At 57.3% G+C, this 17681-nt stretch carries 13 protein-coding genes and 1 tRNA gene; 8 read left to right on the plus strand and 6 right to left on the minus strand.

The window, feature by feature from the left end; genetic code table 11:
- The first annotated feature begins 471 nt into the window (after positions 1–471).
- Positions 472–852 (plus strand): PH domain-containing protein, encoded by a 381-nt coding sequence (locus tag ACMXX3_RS06835; RefSeq protein WP_421083986.1) that lies wholly within the window; start codon positions 472–474, stop codon positions 850–852.
- Between the two features lie 81 nt (positions 853–933).
- Here ACMXX3_RS06835 and ACMXX3_RS06840 read toward each other — a convergent pair whose 3' ends face one another.
- Both ACMXX3_RS06840 and ACMXX3_RS06845 read right to left on the minus strand, forming a co-directional pair.
- Positions 934–2115, minus strand: a complete 1182-nt coding sequence (locus ACMXX3_RS06840; protein ID WP_421083987.1) for a GmrSD restriction endonuclease domain-containing protein — start codon at positions 2113–2115, stop codon at positions 934–936.
- Between the two features lie 172 nt (positions 2116–2287).
- Complete coding sequence (locus ACMXX3_RS06845; protein ID WP_421083988.1) at positions 2288–2902, minus strand: ANTAR domain-containing response regulator; 615 nt, start codon at positions 2900–2902, stop codon at positions 2288–2290.
- Positions 2903–3075: 173 nt separating this feature from the next.
- On the opposite strand from ACMXX3_RS06845, the gene ACMXX3_RS06850 reads away from it, so the two are divergent.
- A tRNA-Leu gene (locus ACMXX3_RS06850) sits at positions 3076–3158 on the plus strand.
- 67 nt (positions 3159–3225) lie between these two features.
- Here ACMXX3_RS06850 and ACMXX3_RS06855 read toward each other — a convergent pair.
- The 3 genes from ACMXX3_RS06855 to ACMXX3_RS06865 all read right to left on the minus strand — a co-directional run bounded on the left by ACMXX3_RS06855 (position 3226) and on the right by ACMXX3_RS06865 (position 5369).
- A complete protein-coding gene (locus tag ACMXX3_RS06855; RefSeq protein WP_421083989.1) occupies positions 3226–3402 on the minus strand; it encodes a hypothetical protein in 177 nt (58 codons plus the stop codon).
- A gap of 139 nt (positions 3403–3541) precedes the next feature.
- On the minus strand, positions 3542–4801 hold the full coding sequence (locus tag ACMXX3_RS06860) for a dicarboxylate/amino acid:cation symporter (RefSeq protein WP_421083990.1): 1260 nt from the start codon (positions 4799–4801) through the stop codon (positions 3542–3544).
- A 133-nt stretch (positions 4802–4934) separates the two neighbouring features.
- Positions 4935–5369 (minus strand): PaaI family thioesterase, encoded by a 435-nt coding sequence (locus tag ACMXX3_RS06865; RefSeq protein ID WP_421083991.1) that lies wholly within the window; start codon positions 5367–5369, stop codon positions 4935–4937.
- Positions 5370–5518: 149 nt separating this feature from the next.
- Here ACMXX3_RS06865 and polA point away from each other — a divergent pair, with 149 nt between their 5' ends.
- The 3 genes from polA to ACMXX3_RS06880 all read left to right on the plus strand — a co-directional run bounded on the left by polA (position 5519) and on the right by ACMXX3_RS06880 (position 11978).
- Positions 5519–8296 carry a DNA polymerase I gene (gene polA / locus ACMXX3_RS06870; RefSeq protein ID WP_421084047.1) on the plus strand — a complete coding sequence of 926 codons (2778 nt, stop codon included), beginning with the start codon at positions 5519–5521 and terminating at the stop codon, positions 8294–8296.
- Positions 8297–8582: 286 nt separating this feature from the next.
- Positions 8583–10043: a 30S ribosomal protein S1 gene (gene rpsA / locus ACMXX3_RS06875; RefSeq protein WP_421083992.1), complete on the plus strand. Its 1461-nt coding sequence runs from the start codon at positions 8583–8585 to the stop codon at positions 10041–10043.
- 330 nt (positions 10044–10373) lie between these two features.
- Entirely contained in the window at positions 10374–11978 is a 1605-nt protein-coding gene (locus ACMXX3_RS06880) for an inorganic phosphate transporter (RefSeq protein ID WP_421083993.1), read from the plus strand.
- On the opposite strand, the gene ACMXX3_RS06885 is transcribed toward ACMXX3_RS06880, so the two are convergent.
- Positions 11975–12664 carry an IMPACT family protein gene (locus tag ACMXX3_RS06885; protein ID WP_421083994.1) on the minus strand — a complete coding sequence of 230 codons (690 nt, stop codon included), beginning with the start codon at positions 12662–12664 and terminating at the stop codon, positions 11975–11977. The two genes, ACMXX3_RS06880 and ACMXX3_RS06885, sit on opposite strands and share 4 nt — an antisense overlap.
- Before the next feature lie 76 nt (positions 12665–12740).
- Between ACMXX3_RS06885 and coaE the strand changes: the two genes are divergently transcribed.
- The 3 genes from coaE to uvrB all read left to right on the plus strand — a co-directional run bounded on the left by coaE (position 12741) and on the right by uvrB (position 17647).
- Positions 12741–13343 (plus strand): dephospho-CoA kinase, encoded by a 603-nt coding sequence (coaE, locus tag ACMXX3_RS06890; RefSeq protein WP_421083995.1) that lies wholly within the window; start codon positions 12741–12743, stop codon positions 13341–13343.
- A 241-nt stretch (positions 13344–13584) separates the two neighbouring features.
- Complete coding sequence (locus ACMXX3_RS06895) at positions 13585–15417, plus strand: BCCT family transporter (RefSeq protein WP_421083996.1); 1833 nt, start codon at positions 13585–13587, stop codon at positions 15415–15417.
- 85 nt (positions 15418–15502) lie between these two features.
- Complete coding sequence (gene uvrB / locus ACMXX3_RS06900) at positions 15503–17647, plus strand: excinuclease ABC subunit UvrB (RefSeq protein WP_421083997.1); 2145 nt, start codon at positions 15503–15505, stop codon at positions 17645–17647.
- The last annotated feature ends 34 nt before the right edge of the window (positions 17648–17681 follow it).

Consider the following 17681-nt stretch of genomic DNA (forward strand, 5'->3'; position numbering starts at 1 on the left):
TGGCCTTGGGGGAAGGTGCCTGCCACGGACTCAGCGTTTTGATATGGGTTCCCAGACTCAATCTTGGCGCCGTATGCACCAACCGTGTATTCAGATTTCTTTGTAAAGTCTCCCTTGCTGAACTCTCCAGATAGGGGAGGCTGGTTTGTAGAAGCTGGATTAATCTTAGATGTAGCAGCATTCAGGGCATCGGTGCCTTTTTTAATCTGTTCTACACCCGCGGGGATAATATCTTGTTTTAACCTATCGATGAAGGGCTTACCTGAGTTCGTCATCTTATCTGCAATCTCCTTACATGTGTGTTCGGTGACATTTTACGCCTGCACAAGATATTCCCTAAATTTTTGAATCCTCTCTCAGAAATAATCTGTCTCAATCGTCTGGACAAGGGTAGGCAGTTGAGCCTTAACAATGCTTGCTTGTTAAGCTAGTGGCAGTTATTTCTTCGTCACCAAGACTTTAGGAGTTGAGTTGGTAGATTCGTCCCTTGCAGCGGTATTGTCATGGACTCTCGTTGCTGAATGTCCGATTCCTCAAGATATTTCTACCGTCCTAGCAGATGGAGAAGTCGCACACGTTGCCTTCAGCACCCTGCGTGATGCTGCTGTCTTTACCAACAAGAGACTCATCATCCGTGATGCCCAGGGCATCACCGGGAAAAAAGTTGAGATGTACTCAATTCCTTATTCTTCAATCAACATGTGGTCCAGCGAGAATGCCGGTCGATTAATGGACATGAACGCAGAGCTGGAACTATGGACAAAGTCAGGCCGTCTTAAGCTGAACATCGGTAAAAACCTCGATGTCAGGGCAATTGATCGTCTTATCAGCAACTGTGTTTTAGGCGCATGATCCTAGATATCTCCTGGCGTACAAAACGTATTTAGAGAGACCCGCCCACCCCGGTATGGGGTGGGCGAGTTTTTGTGGGACCTATTTTGATTCGCAGGCTATGCCGTCGCCGTCGCCGTCCATCTTGGCCTGATAAGCAGGGTGCCCAACGGGGATATTGACATAACCAGCTGCCCGGGCCTCACTGCAATTCTTGAACACCAGGTTTTCCACCGGGGCTTCTACTGCCGGAGGCGGGGGAGCTACAAACTGCTGGACCGGCGCAGGCTCAGCCGGAGCAACGGGCGCCACCTGTTCTGCCGGGTGCATCTCTTCTGCCGGGGCCATCTGCTCAGCGGGAGGCATGACCTCAGCAGGCGCAGCGGCACAGCCTGGGGAAGAAAGAACCGTCACCATAGCCTGTTTTTCGGCTTCGGTCACCCACAGGCCGTACTTAGCCTTCACATCAATCTGCCGGGCAACGTAGTTGCAACGAAACTCCTTGGCCGGAGGTAGCCAACTTGCAGCGTCCGAATCGCCCTTTTGCTGGTTGGTAGGGCCGTCTACTGCCAAAAGATTGAGGGGATCATTAGCGAAGGCAGTGCGTTGCTCGAAGCTCAGCCCCTGGGCCCCCTTCTGCCAAGCGTCCGACAGGGCGACAACATGGTCAATCTGCACCGTATCTGAGGTGTCCTGCCCCCGGTGGAAGGCAATGACCTTACCGGTATAGGGGTCATTGAGGGTGCCGGTGAGAATGACGCAGCCCCGGCCCTTAGCCTGAATATCAATGAGATCACGGCGCAGAATATCATTGCGGGTATCGCAGCCATTGCGGTCTACATCCGCCCACCGGTCCCCAAAATTTGTCCTAGCGTACCCGGTCTTAGGCGCCCGTCCCTTGACCTCTAAGGTATTGAGCAGGTCAATGCTGGCATGGGCACTGGTTGCGGTGAATTCTTCAACTGCACCTTCGACGGGGGCTACCTCAAAGGCCTGATCTTCTTCAGCGGCTTCCTCTTCAGCGGGGGTGTCGCTGGTGGGATCTGGAGCCGGCTCAGAGCTGCTCGGTGCTGGGGCGGCAGGGCTGGGGGTTACAGAGACGGAATGGGACGGTGGGGCAATGGGGGACTCGGAGCTGGTTGCGGAAGTAGAACCCCCGCTGAGCAAGGAGACGAGGGCACCGAGCATGGACACCAGAAGGAAGATGACGAGGCCAATTCCCAGACAGCCAAGGCACCCCCAGAGGGCGGTGCGGGGTGCCGGTTTTTGTGCTGGTGCTGCCATACTTTCCCCCTAGGCCTGAGCGAGTGATGCAGACTTATTGTATCGTGGTGTCCCCTCACAGAGCCACGATAACTCAGTAAAAATCAGACAGGCTAGTGGAATTCGGCTGGCCTGAAGATACAAAAACCCCGCCCGGGAAAAACCCAGGCGGGGCAAGAACCTTTACAGAATATTACTGAACCTGTTTGACGATGGTTTCAGCAACCTCCCGCATGGACAGGCGGCGGTCCATTGAGGTTTTCTGAATCCAGCGGAAAGCCTCGGGCTCGCTCAAACCCATCTTGGTCATCAGCAGGGACTTGGCGCGATCAACCAGTTTGCGGGTCTCAAACTGATCCTTGATATTGGCAACCTCGTCCTGAAGGGCCCGAATCTGCTCGTAGCGACTCATGGCAACCTCAATGGCGGGAATCAGGTCATTGGGGGTGAAGGGCTTGACCACATAGGCCATGGCGCCGGCTTCGGTTGCACGGTCAACCAGTTCCTTCTGGCTAAAAGCAGTCAGCAGGACGACGGGGGCCAGCTGCTTCTCACTGATGAGGCCAGCAGCTTCGATGCCGTCCATGATGGGCATATTCACATCCATGAGAACCAGGTCAGGCTGGTGCTCTTCGGCTAGCTCTACGGCTTTTTTGCCGTTGTCAGTTTCAGCGATGACCTTGTAGCCCTGATCCTTGAGGATTTCAACGATATCGAGGCGGATGAGGGCTTCATCTTCGGCGACAATGACAGTGCGAGCTGCTTGCTCTTCGTGGTTCTCGGGAACCTGGGTAGTCTGCTCTGACATCCCTTTGCTCCTTGGTAGTAATGTCTGCGAACTTTTAAGTTAATCTGCTATGAATCATTGTGTCATGGGTTGGGCCTATGTGGGTGCTTTTGGGCAGGTGATTATGAAAACTCCTGTCTGTTCAATTGGCTTTTTCACAGGTGGGCGTGTATTGTAGAAGAGCTTTCGCACTTGCCCAAGTGGCGGAATTGGCAGACGCGCCGCACTCAAAATGCGGTTCTTCGGAGTGTGGGTTCGAGTCCCACCTTGGGCACCATAAAACGCTTAATCAGAGCGCAACAAACCCTCTCCCGTTGACGGGAGAGGGTTTTTTGTTGCCCCCTTTAGGGGGAGTTGGGATGTTTGCCCTGGGTGCCGATTCCCCAGAGGGTGATTGCTGCGCAGACAGCCACGGCAGCCCACCACAGGCCGCCTTGCGTCAGGGCGGTGACGGTAACTAGCAGGGTCATGACCAGGAAAATATTTCCGATGAGTTTACGACGGGCAGGGGGCACAGTCATCCTTTCACGGCAGGTAGGTTTCTTGCCTCAACTCTACCGGCCACCGAAGGTGCCGGGGTAAACAAAGGGGCCGCGAGGTCGTCCTGACATAAAGGACGGCCGCACGGCCCCCTGCTTGCCAAGGGTTGGTTGGTGGGGCTTAAGCCTGAGGGGCTACTGCCTCGGCTGAATCGGGTAGGTCGCTTTCGTCCGCACCGAACTTCTTAGCCAGTCGCTCGGTGAGGGAGGCGATAGCAGCGTCGCCGGTAACGTTGGTGGCGGTGCCGAAGGAATCCTGGGCCAGGTAGAGGGCGATCATCAGGGCAATCATGGACTCGTCGAAACCCAGCATGGACTGCAAGAGGCCGATTGCGGTCATCACCGCACCACCGGGAACACCGGGGGCGGCAACCATCATGACACCCAGAACCAGCACGACCGGAATCATCGCGGTGAAGCTCAGGGAGCCGCTGGTCATATATACAACGGCAACCGCGCAAGAGGTAATGGTAATCATGGAGCCAGACAGGTGGATGGTTGCACAGAGGGGAATTGCAAAGTCGACGATTTTTCCCTTGATACCCACGTTCTTAGCAGAGGCCACGGTGACGGGAATCGTTGCGGCTGACGACTGGGTGCCGATAGCGGTGAAGTAGGCAGGGAGCATACCGCGCAGCATGGTGATGGGATTGCGCTTGGTGGCAGCGCCGGCAACGGTGTATTGGATCGCCAGCATGACCCAGTGCAGGAGGATCACCATGATGAAGACCTTACCGAAGACAGCAAGAATCTGGCCCACCTGGCCAGCTAGGGTCATGTTGGCAAAGACGCCAACAATGTGGACGGGTAGCAGGGGGATAATGACGTAGCTGAGGAGCTTTTCAATGATTGTCTGGAAGTCCTGGAAGAGGCCCAGCATGGTCTTGGTGTTCAGGCCAGAGATGCCCAGACCCAGGATGAAGGCCAGAATGAGGGCGCTCATGACCGACATGATGGGGTCGAGGGTGAAGGAGAGGTAACCGGCTGAGAGGGACTCTTCGGGGTTTTCAAAGGCGGTGAGTTTTTGGCCCTTGAGGATCACCGGGTAGATGAAGTGGGCGACGGTGACGGCTAGGAAGCCGGCTGCGATGGAGGAGAGGTAGGCTAGGCCGACCGTGGTTCCCAGCAGTTTACCTGCGCCCTGGGCGAGGGATCCGATGCCTGGCACGATGAAGCCGATGATAATCAGCGGGATTGCGAAGCTCAGGAAGGCGCTGAAGAGGGTTGAGAAAGAAACGAAGAGCTGGACGACCAGGTCGGTAGGGACGCTGGTGCCGAGGGCGCCGTTGATACCTGATATGAGGCCTGGGGTGAAGGAGCCAATGAGGATACCGCCAAGGATTGCGACGATAATCCACACGAGCAGAGGAATCTTCTTCATGGGGTTCCTTGTGGGTTTGTGTGGGTTGATGTGCAAATGCACCAGACTGCTAGTTTATGCAATCTGGTGCATTTATATGTGGTCGCGGGGCGGAAAACCGGGCAAGTATGCCCTGAATCACTGAATAAAAAGGTTAGGGTGAGGTGGGCTTGGCGATGATGTTATTGGTGATGCGGGCGGTGGCCGCCAGTTTGCCGTCCTCGGTAGTGATATCAACGGTGTGGACGCAGACCGTCCGGCCCAGCTTCACAGCCCGGCAGGTTGCGGTGACGGTGCCACCGGTGACAGGCCTGATATGGGTGATATTGAGGTCAACACCGACGGCGACTTTACCCTGGTCGTAGACACTCAGGTAAGAGGCGATAGACCCCAGGGTTTCAGCCAGGGCTGCTGAGGCACCGCCGTGTAAGAGGCCAACCGGCTGGGTATTGCCTTCAACCGGCATGGTTGCCACCATGAGCTGGGGAGAGGCCTCCAGAATGGTAATCCCCAGTTTCTGGGAGAGGCCGCCGGCACCGATAGTTTCTAGGAGCGCAAGGTAGTCGGTGGGGGAGTTCTGTGCTGTCATAGCCGTCCTTTCGGTTGTGCGGTGGGGGCTACAGGGAGAGTTAGCTTGCTCTGACGGGGTCTGGGGCCTGGGGTTAGAAGCGGGCGGGCGGTAGGATAGTGGATGTGACTACTACTCCTGAAACTTCTGCGTCCCAGCCCGGCAAGCTCATGCTGATCGACGGCCATTCTTTGGCCTTCAGGTCCTTCTATGGTACCCCCGTCGATGTCTTTGTGAATAAGGAAGGCCAGCACACCAATGCGGTCCACGGCTTTCTCTCTACCCTGATTTCCCTCATTAAATCTGAATCCCCAACCCACATCATTGTGGCCTTTGACCTTCCAGGCGGCACCTTCCGCACTGAGGAATACGGGGAGTACAAGGGTGGCCGCAATGAAACCCCCGAGGAATTCCACGGCCAGATTGAGCTGATTCAAAAGGCCTTGGCAGCCCTGCAGATTCCGGCTGTCACCAAGGACCAGTACGAAGCTGACGATATCGTAGCCACCTACACCCGCCAGGGACGGGAGGCTGGTTATGAGGTGAGAATCGTTTCAGGCGACCGCGACGCCTTCCAGCTGGTCACTGATACCGTGACCCTTCTGTACCCGGTGACTACCGGCCCCACCAAGGGGATCCGCTATATGACCCCTGCGGCTGTTGAGGAAAAGTATAAGGTAGCCCCCCACCTTTATCCTGATCTGGCTGCCCTCACCGGAGAGCAGGCGGATAATCTACCCGGTGTGCCGGGTGTCGGCCCGGGTTTCGCTGCCAAGTGGATTAACGAGTACGGTGATCTGGCGGGGGTCCTAGAAAATGCAGAGAAAATTAAGGGCAAGAAGGGGGAGGCCCTGCGGGAGAATGTTGAGAACGTCCTGCGAAACCGCCGCCTCAACCGCCTGGTCGATGACCTTGATCTTGAAGTTAAACTGGAAGACGCCCAGGGTTTCGGTCCCGTGGAGCCGGATTTGGGAGAGCTGTTTGACTACCTGGATTTCACCACGATTCGGAAGCGGGTGGCTGAAGTCTTTGCAGGGATGACTCAGGTTGCCCCGGCCGTCCCGGTTGAAATTGAATCTGTAGTTGAGATTAAGGACGCCGCCGCCCTGGCCGACTTCTTAGCTTCAGTTCCCGATGCGATAGCTTCGGTTGAGCGTCCCCATGATGTGCCCGAACGCCTGGCTTCAGCTGTGACCCTCTTGCCGGTTGTGGACGACCAGGCTGGGGAAACCAGCCCGGGTCACGGCCGGCCCCTCTTGGGTTTGATTCTGCTGGCCGGGGCCAAGGCGGCTTATCTGGGCCTGCAGGGCGGGGGCCAGGACGTCCGGGCTGCCCTGGCTGAATGGCTGGGGGATACGGCAGCCCCCAAAATTACCTTCGATGTAAAGCAGAACTTTAAATCCCTGGCTGCCATCAACCTACCCTTAGCCGGTGTGGTTGAAGACCCGGTTCTCTCATCCTACGTCTGCGGCCACATACCGACAGCCCGTCGTCGGGGATTCCAAGAAATGATGGAAGATTTGGTCCGGGACTACCTGGGGCAGGCTTTCCCGGCCCCCGAAGAAACTGCTGACCAGGGCGAACTCTTCTCCCTTGAGCCTCAAGTAGACCTTGAATTCCAGGGTCTTCTAGCCCGCTACATTCAGGAACTGGCCCTAGCCCTCCACCGTGACCTGGAGGCAAAAAACCAGCTAGCACTCTACTCTGACATTGAGTTACCCAGCGCCACCGTCCTGGCCCGCATGGAAATAGCCGGTGTCGCCATTGACGGTTCCGCAATCACCGAGCTCAAAAAATACTACGGGGAGCACGTCACCCAAGCCACCGAGGCGGCCTATGAAATAATCGGCCACGAAGTCAACCTCTCCTCGCCCAAGCAGCTCCAGACCGTCCTTTTTGACGACATGAAGTTGCCCACCACCCGCAAACTCAAGTCAGGTTACTCAACGGACGCTGATTCCCTCGCCGGTATTCTGGCCCAGATTGAACCTGAGAGCCAGGGGGCCCGCTTCTTGGGTGAGCTCCAAACCTACCGGGACTACACCAAGCTCAAGCAAACCGTCGAAGGTCTTGGCAAGGCAACCGCAGCCAACGGCCGAATCCACACCACCTACCAGCAAAACGTTGCCGCTACCGGGCGACTGTCCTCCACCGACCCCAACCTGCAAAACATTCCAATCCGCACCGAAGAAGGCCGCAAAATTCGCGACGCCTTTGTCGTGGCGCCCCAGGAGGTCAACGGGGTTGAGTATACGAGCCTGCTCACCGCCGACTACTCCCAGATTGAAATGCGAATCATGGTCCACCTCTCGGGAGATGCCGACCTCATCAAGGCCTACGAAGACGGCGAAGATTTGCACCGCTACGTCGGCTCTGAGGTCTTTGGGGTTGCACCTGAGGATGTCACTCCCGATATGCGCTCTAAGGTAAAGGCCATGAGCTACGGCCTGGCCTACGGTCTTTCCCCCTTCGGTCTGTCCAAGCAGCTAGGAATTAGCGTTGAGGAAGCAACCACCTTGCGGACCAACTATTTTGGCCGGTTTGGTAAGGTCGGCCGTTTCCTGCGTTCCATTGTCAAGGACGCCCATAAGGCCGGCTATACCGAAACCATGTTCGGCCGCCGCCGTGCCCTTCCTGATTTGGCCAGCTCCAACCGTCAGCGGCGAGAAGCAGCAGAACGGGCCGCCCTCAACTCACCCATCCAGGGCACTGCAGCTGACATCATCAAGATCGCAATGATCAACATTGATGCCCGCCTGCGCCGGGAAAACCTAGCTACCCGCCTGCTCCTGCAGGTCCATGACGAACTGATCCTCGAAGTTGCCGCCGGGGAAGAGAAGATGGCTGAGCAGATCCTAGTTGAAGAGATGAGTGGGGCCGCCACCCTGCGCGTCCCCCTGGACGTCCAGGTCGGCTGGGGTCGCTCCTGGCACGAAGCGGGCCACTAGGGCCCGGGCCGGCCAGGTAAGACCAACATCACCTTACTTTCCTGTAAACACGCGGTGAAAACGGCCACTAAACCATTGACCGGCCCGGGTGTGAACCCTAGACTTGAACCTGTGCGTGTACTCTGCCCTCGGCAGCTCGCACACATCATTTGTCCGTATCAACGCTCATGTTTGACGCAATAGGCAGAAGATCTACCTCGGGGCAGGGGGCAACCTCTCTCCCAAGATTCGGTTTTCAGCTGTCAAATATGACCTAGAAACTATCCACATTGGAGCCCTACTCTCTATGAGCACCAACGTTCCCCAGGTTGCAATCAACGACATCGGCAACGAAGAAGCATTCCTCGCAGCAGTCGACGCAACCATCAAGTACTTCAACGACGGCGATCTCGTTTCAGGCGAAGTTGTCAAGGTTGACCACGATGAGGTCCTGCTCGACATCGGTTACAAGACCGAAGGCGTCATTCCCTCTCGTGAACTGTCCATCAAGCACGACGTAGATCCCGACGAAGTTGTTTCTGTTGGTGACACCGTTGAAGCACTTGTCCTCACCAAGGAAGACAAGGAAGGCCGCCTGATTCTCTCCAAGAAGCGCGCACAGTACGAGCGCGCCTGGGGCGACATCGAGAAGGTCAAGGAAGAAGACGGCGTCGTTACCGGTACCGTCATCGAGGTTGTCAAGGGTGGTCTTATCCTCGACATCGGCCTCCGTGGCTTCCTCCCCGCTTCACTCGTCGAAATGCGCCGCGTCCGCGACCTCGCACCCTACATCGGCCAGGAAATCGAAGCCAAGATCATCGAGCTCGACAAGAACCGCAACAACGTTGTTCTGTCCCGCCGTGCATGGCTTGAGCAGACCCAGTCTGAGGTCCGCTCCACCTTCCTCAACCAGCTCGAAAAGGGCCAGGTTCGCTCCGGCGTCGTATCCTCCATCGTTAACTTCGGTGCCTTCGTTGACCTCGGTGGCGTTGACGGTCTCGTCCACGTCTCAGAGCTCTCCTGGAAGCACATCGACCACCCCTCAGAGGTTGTCGAAGTTGGCGACGAAGTCACCGTTGAGGTTCTCGAAGTTGACCTCGACCGTGAGCGCGTCTCACTGTCACTGAAGGCCACCCAGGAAGATCCCTGGCAGGCATTCGCCCGCACCCACGCCCTCGGCCAGGTTGTACCCGGTAAGGTCACCAAGCTCGTTCCCTTCGGCGCATTCGTTCGCGTTGAAGACGGCATCGAAGGCCTCGTCCACATCTCCGAACTCGCCGTTCGCCACGTGGACCTGGCAGAGCAGGTTGTCTCCGTTGGTGACGAACTGTTCGTCAAGGTCATCGACATCGACCTCGACCGCCGCCGTATCTCCCTGTCACTGAAGCAGGCCAACGAAGGTGTAGACCCCGAGTCCACCGAGTTCGACCCCGCTCTCTACGGCATGGCTGCAGAGTACGACGAAGAAGGCAACTACAAGTACCCCGAGGGCTTCGACCCCGAGACCAACGAATGGCTCGAAGGCTTCGAAACTCAGCGTGCAGCATGGGAGCAGCAGTACGCTGACGCCCAGGCTCGCTGGGAAGCCCACAAGGTACAGGTTGCAAAGGCTCTCGAAGCCGACGCAGAAGCTGCAGCAGCTGCACCCGCAGCTGAAGCAGAAGAAGCTGCACCCACCTCTTACTCATCCGAGAAGCCTGCCGAAACCGGCACCCTGGCTTCCGATGAGGCTCTTGCCGAATTGCGCAAGAAGCTGACCGGCAACTAGTAGGTGAAGGAAGCGGAGTTCCGATTCCAGCGAAGATTTATTTCCTCGCGCGCTCGGAATCTTCGCTTCCATCCCCGCAAGAAGCTGACCGGCAACTAATAGCAACTCTTATCAGTAGCTGCTAGCCACTGAGAATCTCCCCGAGTAAGTTCTCGGGGAGATTCTTGTTTTAAGTCATCTGACGCCGCCTTTTGGTGCGGTCACGGTCACCCCCATAATTCATACACACGCCAGGGTGAGTTAACCTTCCGTTAACCTTTTCCACAGACTATTAACAGGGCCCGAATTGGGTCTTACGTCAGCTTGAACAAAAAACATTAAGGGGTACTCGTGAACTCGAGTTCAAATCTCGCAACCCCCGCACTTCAGCGAGATACCACCGACAAATGGTGGCACCTAGCCTTCGGCGGCCTCATGGCTGTCTCTCTCACCATCTTCACCATCTGGTCCATCAACTATGTCGACCAGGCCAATCACTCAGTAGTCCTGATTGCAGCCGTCCTGCTAGGCCTCTTCATGGCCTTCAATATCGGCGGTAACGACGTCGCTAACTCCTTCGGCACCTCCGTCGGTGCAGGCACCCTGACTATCAAGCAGGCCCTGCTGATTGCGGCTGTCTTCGAAGTTGCAGGTGCCGTCATCGCCGGTGGTTCTGTCACCTCGACCGTCCGCTCAGGCATTGTGGATCTTGAGGCAATTGACCTCGATCCCATGCAGTTTGTTTACATTATGATGGCAGCCCTCCTGGGCGCCGCCATCTGGCTTTTGGTAGCAACCCGCATGGGCTGGCCTGTGTCCACCACCCACTCCATCATCGGCGGTATTGTGGGCGCAGCCCTCACCACCGGTTTCACCACCGGCACCGGTGGCCTGGATATGGTCCAATGGGACAAGATCGGCCAGATTGCTATCTCCTGGGTGCTCTCACCCGTCCTCGGTGGCCTCTTTGCCTACGCCCTCTTTGGCTTCATCAAGAAGAAAATCCTGGGCTACAACGAGAAGGTCGATAAGGCCATGCTCGAAATCAAGAAGTCCGTCGAAGAGGAACGCGCTGTCGCAACCCCCCACAACGGTTTCCAGCGAGTCACCGATCTGCAGCAGGACGCCTACGCCAATGCCATGCTGCAGAAGAAGAAGTTCAAGCTCAAGAAGCTGGATCCGGACGCCCCTGAGAGCGAGTACTACCGCCAGGTCCACAAGCTCGACCAGAAGGCAAAGCGCTCCGACTCCCACCGGGCCCTTGAAGTTTACGTTCCCGTACTCGCTGCTGTCGGCGCTGCCCTGATCTCAGCCATGCTCCTTTTCAAGGGTCTGGACAACCTCAACCTGGGCATTTCAGCCGTGGGTAACACCATGATTATTGTGATGGTCTCAGCCATCGCCTGGGTCAGCGTTTCCGTCTTCGCTCGAAGCCTGCAGAAGCAGGAGCTCTCCCGGGCAACCTTCACTATCTTCGCCTGGCTCCAGGTCTTCACTGCAGCAGCCTTCGCCTTCTCCCACGGTGCCAACGACATTGCCAACGCAATCGGCCCCTTCGTTGCAATTCTGGACGTCCTGAAAACCGACGCTATCGGCGATAAGGCCGTGGTGCCCATGCCGGCTCTGGTTACCTTCGGTATTGCCCTGATCGTTGGCCTCTGGTTTGTTGGCCGTAGGGTTATTGCAACCGTCGGTCACGGCCTGACCAAGATGCACCCCTCATCAGGTTTCGCTGCAGAACTTGCAGCAGCTGGTGTTGTGATGGCAGCTTCCGTCCTGGGTCTGCCCGTCTCATCAACCCACATTCTGATTGGTGCTGTTTTGGGTGTTGGCCTGGTCAACCGGTCAGCGAACTGGAAACTGATGAAGCCGATTGCCCTGGCCTGGATCATTACCCTGCCGATTTCTGCAACTATCGGTGCGGTAGGCGTCCTAGCGATTTCAGCGATCTTCTAAACTGCATCAACCCATTCGGTTGAACCCCAGGAAATGTGCCCTGCGCCGGCTGTGAGCTCGGCCAGGGCCTTTTCTGTATCAGCAAGGGTTTCAGGTGCGTCAAAAACTCCGAGGGTGATCTCTGCACCGCTTGCCGTGTAGTCGGTGCCAATCACGGTGTAGCCCAGGGCCCGGAGGTCGTTTTCAAACCGGCCAGCCTCGGCATGGGAGGCGGTGACGGTGCCCAGACGCAGGCGTTCGCGGGCAACCAGGGGAGCAGCATCCAGGGTTTCAACGACGGCGTCCGTGTAGGCCCGCACCAGGCCGCCAGCGCCGAGTTTGATACCGCCAAAATAGCGTACGACCACGGCGCAGATATCTGATAGGTCCGTGCTTTGGCCCTGGCGCCCTTCGGTGCGGCGGGCAAGCAGGGCCTGGAGCATGGGGATACCGGCTGTGCCAGCTGGCTCGCCGTCGTCGTTGGAGCGCTGAATTTCCCGGTCGGCCCCGATGACAAAAGCGGAGCAGACATGGCGGGCGTCGTGGTATTGCTTGCGGATGCTGTCGATAAAAGCCCGGGCCTCAGATTCTGACTCGACGCGGAGCAGATAACCGATGAACTCGCTGCGTTTGATCTCCAAAAGGTGGCTAACCGGCTCCTGGGTAGCTAAAACGGTGTAACGGTTGGCACGGGTTTCATCAGTCATGCACCCTATTCTAGTGGGAGGCTGATAGCTGGCGTAGGCTGGTGGGTAGGTAGCTTACGAAGAAAGGACGGCAGGTATGAAGTCTATTGGTTTGACCGGCGGGATCGGGTCTGGGAAATCAACAGTAGCGCAGATGTTTCTTGAGCTGGGTGCTGTTCTGATAGATGCCGATGCCATTGCCCGGCGGTTAATGGATCCTGGGTCTCCGGTGCTGGAGGCAACGGTTGAAACCTTTGGTGACGGCGTCCTGAACCCTGACGGCACCCTCAACCGGGCGGCCCTAGCTCATCTAGTTTTCTCTGATGAAACCCAGCGGCAGAAGCTCAATGCCATTGTTCACCCTGCCGTGCGGCAAGAGGCTGCCCGCCTAAGGGAGCAGGCGGCAGAAGAACTGGGGGAGGGTGGCGTTTTGATCGAGGATATCCCCCTGCTGGCTGAGACCGGCCAGGCTGATCGATTTGAGGGGGTTGTCGTGGTGGAAGTTGACCGGCAGGAGCGCCTGCGCAGGCTGATTGATTTGCGGGGTATGAACCGTCAGGACGCCCTGGCTCGCATGGATTCCCAGGCCAGTGATGAGGAGCGCCGGGCTATAGCTACCTGGGTCATTGATAATTCAGGTTCCCTGGAAGAAACCCGGGGCCAGGTGCGAGCAATTTTTGCTGAGATGACGGGGGCCTAGAGCTCGGGGCGTAATCTTAATTTCTTCAGGGGATTCGATTATCCCCCATTTATTTAGTCTGGCTAGGATAAATAGCCTAGAACAAGTAATGGGTGGGGAATCAAGTACCCTGGTTGCGTCCTAGAAAAATTCAAGAAGCTGGCTTAGTATAGGGGTGCCCGGCAAACCGGGCCGGCCCCGGTACGTCAGGTGGATGAAAATGATGCCGGGTGCAGACAGCAGATTCCACCGGGATAGTTTCGTGCTGAATAAGCTACATGACGCGCTGGGGCTTCGCACCAGCCCAGCCATTTTCTTTACCTCTGCCCTCTTCATTATCGGCTTCACCCTGCTCATGATTGCCTTCCCGCAGGTCATGTCAGACAGCATCGGGGTCGTCTCCGATTTCATCATCACCTACCTGGGCTGGATCTACACCGCAGGTATCGCCGCCTTCTTCGTCTTCCTGATCTACATGGCATCCAGCCGCTTTGGTCGAATCAAGATTGGCGACGATGACGCTGAACCCGAACACTCAGGAATCGCCTGGTTCGGTATGCTTTTTGCAGCTGGCGTCGGTGCCGTCCTACTCTTCTGGGGTGCAGCTGAGCCCATCACGCACTACGCCCGCCCACCCTATGCCGGGGTTGAGCCCGAATCAGACCAGGCAGCCCTTGAAGCCCTAGCTATTGCTAACTGGCATATCGGCCTGGGCGTGTGGATTATTCTGACCGTCCCTGCCCTTGCCTTCGGGTACTTCACCTACAAGCGCAAGTTGCCCCCGCGTGTATCGTCCATCTTCCAGCCCCTTCTGGGTGAACGCATTCACGGGCCGATCGGTAAGACCATCGACTCCATCGCAATCATCTCCACTGTCTTCGGTATTGCGGTTTCGGTGGGCTTGGGTGCCCTCCAGATTAACTCTGGTCTCGGCATTATGTACGGGGTTCCGCTGGGCGGTTACATCCAGGCTGCTATCGTTGCGGTGATTACCGCAGCCGGTATCACCTCCGTCCTGATGGGCATGGATAAAGGCGTGAAGCGGCTGTCCTACATCAATATCCTGCTGACCATCGCCCTGCTCCTCTTTATTCTTATGACCGGCGCTACCCGCTTTGTCACCCTGGGCACCCTTGAATCAGCTGGCTACTTCGTGCAGAAGCTGCCCGTTATGATGCTCTTCAACGACGCCTTTGCAGACACCGGCTGGATCGGCTCCTGGACCGTCTTCTACTGGGCATGGACAGTGACCTGGGCTCCCTTCGTCGGCCTCTTTATCGCAAAAATTTCCCAGGGTCGCACTATCCGCCAGTTCGTGATCGGTGTTCTAGCAGCCCCCACCACCTTCACCCTGATCTGGGTGGGTGTCTTCGGCATGAGCGCCTTCAATATTGAGCGGAATGAATCTGGCACCCTGGTGCAGACGGTGGTTGAGGACGGCGACATCCCAGCGGCCCTCTTCGAGTTCCTGAGCCACTTCCCCCTCTATCAGGTGGTTGCGGCGGTAACTCTAATCGTCATCACCATCTTCTTCATCACCTCCATCGACTCAGCGGCCCTGGTCATGGACGCTATCGCCAACGGCCATGAGGATCCTGCCCCTAAGCGTCAGGGTATTTTCTGGGCCTCTTCCATTGGCCTGGTTTCTGCCTCCATCCTGGTGGCTGCCGGTGATAACGGGCTAACAGCCTTGCAGAACGTCATTATCGTCATCGGCTTCCCGGTCTGGCTCATTGGCTTCATGCAGATGTGGATGCTGGTTCGGGCCCTGCGGGAGGACGCCGGTGAGCTGCCTCCCATGAAAACCCGCCAGTGGAAGCAGGTGCTTCCTATGGAGGAGTACCACCGCCGGGCCCAGGAAGACTTCTCATCCATTGAAGAAGTGACGATCCGACCCGAGTACGAGCTAGGCACAGAGCCCGAGTTTGAGGGCCTGGTTCCCAACACCGGCCAGATGCCCATCGTTACCGCTGAAGATATAGCCGAGGACGCCGCCGCCAAGAAGGCTGCCTCTGCACCGGCTGAAGAGCAGGGCACCCATACAGCTGTCGTGACCGGTGACCTGCCCGCTACCGAGATCGACCCCAAGAAGTAGTAGAGTAGCTGGCTACTCTTTAGCCCCCGCCAAAACTAGTACATATGTTCTAGTATTGGCGGGGGTTTTTCGGTAGGGTAGGGGTATGAGTCTTGCCCAGGAAATCAACCGCGTTGTCGCCCCCTTTGAAGTTATCTCTGAATACCAACCAGCTGGCGACCAGCCCAAGGCTATCGCTGAGCTGACCGAGCGCGTCCAGAACGGTGAAAAAGACATTGTGCTCATGGGGGCCACCGGTACCGGTAAATCCGCAACCTCTGCCTGGCTGATTGAGGCCGTCCAGCGGCCCACCCTCGTCCTGGTGCAAAATAAGACCCTGGCAGCCCAGCTTGCCAACGAACTGCGCCAGCTCTTACCCAATAATGCCGTGGAGTATTTCGTCTCCTACTACGACTACTACCAGCCCGAAGCCTATGTGCCGCAGACCGATACCTTCATCGAAAAAGACTCCTCTATTAATGAGGAGGTGGAGCGGCTCCGCCACTCTGCTACCAACTCCCTGCTGACCCGCCGCGACGTCGTCGTGGTCGCCACCGTTTCTTGTATCTACGGCCTGGGTACCCCCGAGGAGTACGTCGCCCAGATGGTCACCCTGCGCCAGGGCGAGGAAATTGACCGGGACGAACTGCTGCGCCGCTTTGTCTCTATGCAGTACGCCCGCAACGACCTAGACTTCCACCGCGGCACCTTCCGGGTGCGGGGCGATACCGTCGAAATCATCCCCATGTACGAAGAAAATGCGATCCGCATTGAATTCTTTGGCGATGAAATCGAAGCCATTTACACCCTGCACCCGCTCACCGGCGATGTCATCCGCGAAGAAACCGAAATGTACGTCTTCCCGGCCTCCCACTACGTTGCCGGTGCCGAACGAATGGCCCGGGCTATTACCTCCATTGAGGACGAGCTTCGCGACCGCCTGCAAGAACTCGAATCCCAGAACAAGCTCGTTGAAGCCCAACGCCTGCGCATGCGGACCCAGTACGATCTGGAAATGATGGAGCAGATGGGCTTCTGCAACGGCATCGAGAACTACTCCAGCCACATTGACGGCCGGGCCCGCGGCACCGCTCCGCACTGTCTACTGGACTACTTCCCTGACGACTTTCTTCTCATTGTTGATGAGTCGCATGTGACCATTCCCCAAATTGGGGCCATGTTTGAGGGCGATATGAGCCGCAAGCGCACCCTGGTTGAGCACGGCTTCCGCCTGCCCTCAGCCATGGATAACCGCCCCCTCAAATGGGAAGAGTTCCTCGACCGCATCGGCCAGACCGTTTACCTGTCAGCTACCCCCGGTAAGTACGAACTGGCCCAGGCAGACGGGGTAGTGGAGCAGATTATCCGTCCCACCGGCCTGGTCGACCCTGAAATCGTGGTCAAACCAACCCAGGGGCAAATTGATGATCTCCTAGAAGAAATCCGCCTGCGGGTTGAGCGCGACGAACGCGTCCTGGTCACCACCCTGACCAAGCGCATGGCCGAGGACCTCACCGACTACCTGCTAGAGCACGGGGTCAAGGTTCAATACCTCCATTCCGACGTCGATACTCTCCGCCGCGTGGAACTGCTGAGCGAACTACGCCAGGGCGTCTTTGATGTACTGGTGGGTATTAACCTGCTGCGCGAGGGCCTGGACCTTCCCGAGGTTTCCCTGGTTGCCATTCTGGACGCCGATAAGCAGGGCTTCTTGCGTTCCACCACCTCCCTGATTCAGACCATCGGCCGAGCTGCCCGTAACGTGGGCGGGCAGGTGCATATGTACGCTGATAAAATCACCGACTCCATGCGTACTGCCATCGACGAAACCAACCGCCGCCGTGAGATTCAGCAGGCCTACAACCGTGAGCACGGCATTGACCCGCAGCCCCTGCGCAAGAAGATCGCCGACATCACCGACGCCCTGGCCCGCGAATCAGAAGACACCGCCGAACTCCTTGCCGCCCGCAAGGGGGCATCGGGCAAGTTGGCCCCGGCTAAGAAGGGCACCAAGTACGCTGCAACCAGCCCTGAAGCCGAAGAACTCTTCAAAAAGGCAGAAGCTAGGGTGCGTCAGGACGGCCTCGCGGCAGCTCCTGCCGAAGACCTACTGGGGCTCATTGAAGAAATGCACGCCCAAATGATGCAGGCAGCTGAAGAGCTCAAATTCGAGCTGGCAGGGCGTTTGCGCGACGAAATAGCCGACCTCAAAAAGGAACTGCGAGCCATGCAGGAAGCAGGCCACGCCTAGGAAACTAGAAGAAAACCAGGGGAGTGGGGCGTCC

It is taken from the genome of Rothia nasimurium (assembly GCF_049068285.1).
Taxonomy (GTDB): domain Bacteria; phylum Actinomycetota; class Actinomycetes; order Actinomycetales; family Micrococcaceae; genus Rothia; species Rothia nasimurium_I.